This is a genomic window from Nodularia sp. UHCC 0506 (genome assembly GCF_034931045.1).
GTDB lineage: Bacteria > Cyanobacteriota > Cyanobacteriia > Cyanobacteriales > Nostocaceae > Nodularia.
Genome location: NZ_JAYGHH010000017.1, coordinates 62,172 through 67,603 on the forward strand (window position 1 = coordinate 62,172; position 5,432 = coordinate 67,603).

Genomic DNA, 5,432 nt, shown 5'->3' on the forward strand with positions numbered 1-5,432 from the left:
CTGCCTGTTTGTTCTGGGGAAATGTAAGGCAATGTTCCTTCTAAAACATTAGAATTTAATAAGGTTTGTGTTTCTCGTGGTAGCAAAGACGCAATGCTAAAATCTATTAATTTAATTTTTTTTGTTTGAGGATTAATTAAAATATTGTTAGGTTTGATATCTTTGTGAATAATGGAATTTTGAGATAAAACTTCTAAACTATTGGTAATCGCTATGGCAAGGGGAAAAAATTCCTGTAAAGATTTTTCTTGTTGTCTAAAATAATCTTTTAAAGAAATTCCCCCAAAATCTTCCATGATTAAGGCGTAAGCATTTTGGCAGGGTTCTAGGGTATAGACTTTGATAATTAGGGGTGAATTGAGATTTTTGGCAATAATATATTGATTGCGAAACTGCACTAGTTCATGGAAGGTAGGATATGGATTTCTGAGCATTTTGATAGCTACTTTTGTGTTGTCAATCTTTCGACAACCCCGATAAATCAAGGTTCGGGAACCATTGTAGAGTTGCTCGCAAATGTCATACCCAGCAATATTCACCTTAGCCATACTCTTACCCTAATATTTTCCCAATTTTTAATGCCAGTAGCGATCTCTAACTTACCACAGTAGATTTACTGTTGATGAATCCAATTACAAAATTCAACTTAAAAGTTATTTGTATTGGCTCAATAAGTAGGGGGAGTGGAGAAAAATAAAGTCAGAGAGGGACAAGCAATATAAATAAGTGGGCGTAAATAAAGTTAACTGGTGCGGGTCGTCATTGGTCATTGGTAAGGATTTTGCGCTGTTTACTTTTCGTTTAGTAGAATATAAAAGTGGTGGAGTATTTTTGATTGGCAATTCCCTTAACCATAGCTACGAAATCACCTGATGGATGGAATTTAATAATTCATCAGCAGTAAAAGGCTTTGCCAAAAATCTTTGAATCCCTGTCACAGTCCCTTGTGCTAAAGCCTCAGCAGAAGCCAATCCACTCATAGCAATAATTTTTACCTGCGGGTTCATAATTTGCAAAGTGCGAATTGCTGTGACTCCAGACATTGATGACATCATCATATCCATCAACACTAGGGAAATTTCTTGTTGGTGCAGGGTATAAAGTGTGAGAGCTTCAATTCCATTCTGGGCAATTAATACCTTGTAGTTGTGAATCTCTAATGTGGTTTTAGTAATTTGCGTAATTGCTACTTCGTTATCTACAACTAAAATTAATTCCCCGTTTCCTGTGGGCAGTTTGACTTGATCTACTATGGGTGCAGTAATGCTCTCATCACTGGGGAGATAAATTTTAACTTGGCTACCAACTCCTACTTGGCTGGATACGTCTACAAAACCACCGTAACTGTGAATAATATCAATAGATAAACCTAAGTTACTAGTACCTTGACTTTGTTTTTTAGGAGTGAAGAATGGTGTAAACATTGTATCGATGATTTCTGGAGTTATGCCAACTCTAGTATCACTAACTGTAATCAATACATAGTTACCAATTTTTGCATTTACATGATTTTTTGTGAAATTTTGATCGATTAAAACTTGAGTTCCAGAGATGTCAATTTTACCACCTTGAGGCATGGCATCACTGGTATTAACTAATAATTTGATCAAGATTTCATGCAGCTGGGTTTGATTTCCCTGAACTAATTCTATGTCTGAAGATAGATTAATATTAATTTCGATAGATTTAGGCAATATGTTTTTGATTGTTTGCTCTACATTTTTCATGAGATGTGGAACTGACACAATTGAGTTTTGAACTTGAAAGTTGCTGGTAAATGACTGAATTTGTTGGGCTAAATCAGTTCCTCGTTTAGTATTAGTTTCCAATAATTTGAGCATCTCTAGGGAACTTTCATTCAATTGGGGATGTTTGAGGGGCAGAAGTTGAGCTACTGTGATCATAGGCGAAAGGATATTGTTGAGGTCATGAGCGATCGCACTAGTAAGAGTCCCCAGACTTTCTAATCGCTGGGTGCGCTGAAACTGTATTTCTAATTGTTTTTTCTCGGTAATATCTGTATCAACACTCATGATAGATTGGGGCGCACCTGCGGCATCATACATCAGTGTCCAACGGCTGTTAATGATAATTTGCTTACCATTTCTGGTGAGTTGTCGTAACTCCCCAAACCATGAGCCATTTTTTAACACAGTTGGTAGTGCGGCTGTGAGTTGAGGTGAAGCTTCTGGTGACAACAGTTCCCAGGTATTATTTCCGATAGCTTCTCCGGCTCGCCAGCCATATATTTTTTCTGCGCCTTGATTCCAATATAAAATTTGGTTTTGCAAATCTCGCACCAAAATTGCATCTGTGGTGATATCTAGCAGCGCCGCTTGTTGGCGGATTTTTTGCTGTGCTTGGAGGCGATCGCTAATATCCCGAAATAGCCATCTCAATCCTGTTTTTTTCTGCTTAAATTTATCTTCAATCACAGCAACGGTCATTTCCGCCGGAAAATCTATTTTCCCGTCATTGTGAAATATCCTGAATTCTTCTGTGCTTTTTTGCTCTGGCTGCTGTTGTAATTTGCCGATGCTGGAGCGAAATTTTACCAGTTCTGTCTGATGGATAAATACAGAAAGCGGCTTACCAATTAAATAAGACTGGCGGACATTGAATAACTTGGCCGCAGCATAGTTAGCTTCTTGAATTACCCCAGCGATATCAGTAACTAAATATCCATCAGGGGCAAAATTGAATAAATCTTGATAAGACTGGCGTTCTGCTTCTACAAGATGACGGGTAGTGATTAATTCCTGGGTTTGCTGTGTTAGCTCTTCTGCGAATACATGGAGTTCTTCTAAAGAAATGGAAATTTCCGCGATCGCTTCTTGTAACAGTTCTCTAGAACCCTCCTGTTCTGCTATTTTTTCAGCACGTGCAGATAAATTTTCCAGTCGGCGATGCGCCCCGGCGATCGCTTGTTCTAAATTGTCTTGAATCATTTGTCCCCCCAGATTACTCCTATTGCTTTTGTTGTCGCCTTTGGGCAATTTCTTTACTAGAAATCATACTTTTAACTCCCTCTACATCTGTCATCATCAAGACTGCTCCTTCCATTCCTGTCCCAAACAAAGAAGTAATGGCCAGATAACATTTTATTTGTCTCCCCCGGCGGTTGGTAGCATCTAAAATCATTTCTTGGAACTGCTGCTTTCCCGATAAGGATTCCCGGATAGGCGATCGCAGTTGCTCTAGGGGCAGACCCACATCTAAACTAAATAAGGATTTTCCTAATACTTCATCTGTTCTTAATCCCCATAAATCTTCCACCATATGATTCCAAACTAAAATATTAAAATTATTATCAATCACTACGATTCCCGTTTGCAGACTTTTGAGAATGCACACCAAAAAAAGATTAGTGCGGTTGAGTTCTGTGGTGCGTTCGCTCAGTTCGTTATTAATTGTTTGTAATTCTTCATTGGTAGATTGTAGTTCTTCGTTCATTGTCTCTAATTCTTCATTAGTAGACTGGAGTTCTTCATTAGTAGTTTCTAGTTCTTCATTAGTAGACTGGAGTTCTTCATTAGTAGTTTCTAATTCTTCATTAGTAGATTGGAGTTCCTCATTAGTAGTTTCCAAATCTTGTCGAGAGCGTTGCAACGCTTCTTGAAGTTGAATAAAACGAGTGACATCATGAAAAAAGATACTTACACCTAAAAGGGAATTATCAACATCTTCTAAAGGTGTAATTCGCACATCTAAATATTGCATTTCTGCATTGGACAAATAGCGCTCGACATTTGTCAAAGTAATAGTACGACGTTCCGTATAAGCTCGTTCGATCAGCGATCGCAATTCTATTGGTCGGTAGGAAAGTTCTAAATCCTGAAAAGGACGAGCTAAATCCTTGGGTGAAAGACCGAATAAAGTGCGAGCCTGAGCGTTCGTTAGCACTAGTGTACCACTTCTATCTACTACTATTTGGGCAATGGATGCCGAATCGAAAGCCATCTCTCGCAGGCGCATATACCGAGACAATCCGTTGTTAGATTCTTCCTCCACTGTATTAGCCATCACTAGGAGGCGATCGCGTAAATTTGCTACTGATATTTTGCTAAATATACGATTTTTTAAGTCCACGGGGGTGAATAAATTGGAATGTACTAACAGCATTTCTGCCTTTCCCAGAAATAAATACCCAGTATCATTGAGAGCAAAATGAAACCGAGCCATAATTCGCCCTTGAGTCTCAGAATTAAAATACATCATTGTATTGCGACATACCAGCAAATCTAAACGCGAAATTGGTGCATCTTGGAGCAAATCATGACGACCAAAAATCACCGAACGGCGTAAATCTTGGCGAAAAACATAGTTATTTCCTGTAATTTCAAAATATTTGTCTTTCAGTTCTGGTGGTATTACCTGGACATCCTTCGCTGAATACACAGCTTGGCGAGCTTGATTGAGGGCTTCTTCATCTACATCTGTGGCATAAATTTTTACCCGTTGGCGAAATTCTTCTGCTCCCAAAATTTCCGCCGTCAACATGGCCAAGGTGTAAGCCTCTTCTCCAGAGGCACAACCTGCACTCCAAATCCGAATTTGTTCAGAGTTATTTTTATGTGCCACGATCTTTGGTAACACTTGCTCTGCTAAATATTCCCAGGCTAAGACATCTCGAAAAAAAGCAGTGACATTAATCAGAATTGTGTTAAACAGTTGATTAAATTCGTCTGGATAAACTTCTAAGTAATCTAAGTAGTTCTCAAAGTCTTCAATGTTTAAAGATTGCATTCGTTTGCGTACCCGACGCATCAAAGTTGAACGCTTATAGCCTGTAAAATCAAAGCCCCGGCTTTGTCTCAAATAAATAAGTAATTTTTCAAACTCAGGATTATTTTCTGGGGAAGTCATAAATAGATAATGGGGATTAGCTGACCGTGAGCGTAGCTGAACAGGAATGGAAAACAAGCGGATATGAGGACAATTTTTGCCCCCATAGCTTCTGTTTGTTTTTTCATAAGTAATGTTTTATCCCATAACTAAAGCTACTAAGGTTGTTGATATTTGATCCAAAGGTAAAATAAAATCTACATTACCAGTATTAATTGTGGCATTAGGCATTCCAGGAAACTCGCTGCTTTTTTCATCTTGAGCAATGATAATACCGCCCATTTGATGAATAGCCTCTACCCCCGTCGCCCCATCCCTACCCGTTCCAGTCAGGACAATAGCGATCGCCCGGTCTTTGTAACTGGCTGCAACCGATGCAAATAACAAATCAGCTGAGGGGCGGACAAAATGTATTTTTTTTGACTGGGATAAAGACAGTGTGCCATTGCTGTTCACCAATAAATGATAATCAGGTAACGCAATGTAAACTTTTCCTGGCGCGAGACAATCTCCCTCTTGTGCCTGCTTGACTTCTAAGGCAGTGCGCCGTGCTAGAATCTCTGACATAAATGAACGATGCTGAGGAG

At 39.0% G+C, this 5,432-nt stretch carries 4 protein-coding genes; all 4 read right to left on the reverse strand.

The window, feature by feature from the left end; genetic code table 11:
• Positions 1-548: serine/threonine protein kinase (locus tag VB654_RS12310; protein WP_323214053.1), on the reverse strand; the 548-nt coding region annotated here is incomplete at its 3' end.
• A 309-nt stretch (positions 549-857) separates the two neighbouring features.
• Positions 858-2,948 carry a PAS domain S-box protein gene (locus VB654_RS12315; protein ID WP_323214054.1) on the reverse strand — a complete coding sequence of 697 codons (2,091 nt, stop codon included), beginning with the start codon at positions 2,946-2,948 and terminating at the stop codon, positions 858-860.
• Positions 2,949-2,967: 19 nt separating this feature from the next.
• On the reverse strand, positions 2,968-4,866 hold the full coding sequence (locus VB654_RS12320; RefSeq protein WP_323214055.1) for a CheR family methyltransferase: 1,899 nt from the start codon (positions 4,864-4,866) through the stop codon (positions 2,968-2,970).
• A 117-nt stretch (positions 4,867-4,983) separates the two neighbouring features.
• Positions 4,984-5,432, reverse strand: a 449-nt coding sequence (locus VB654_RS12325) for a chemotaxis protein CheB (RefSeq protein ID WP_323214056.1), incomplete at its 5' end; no start/stop codon positions are given.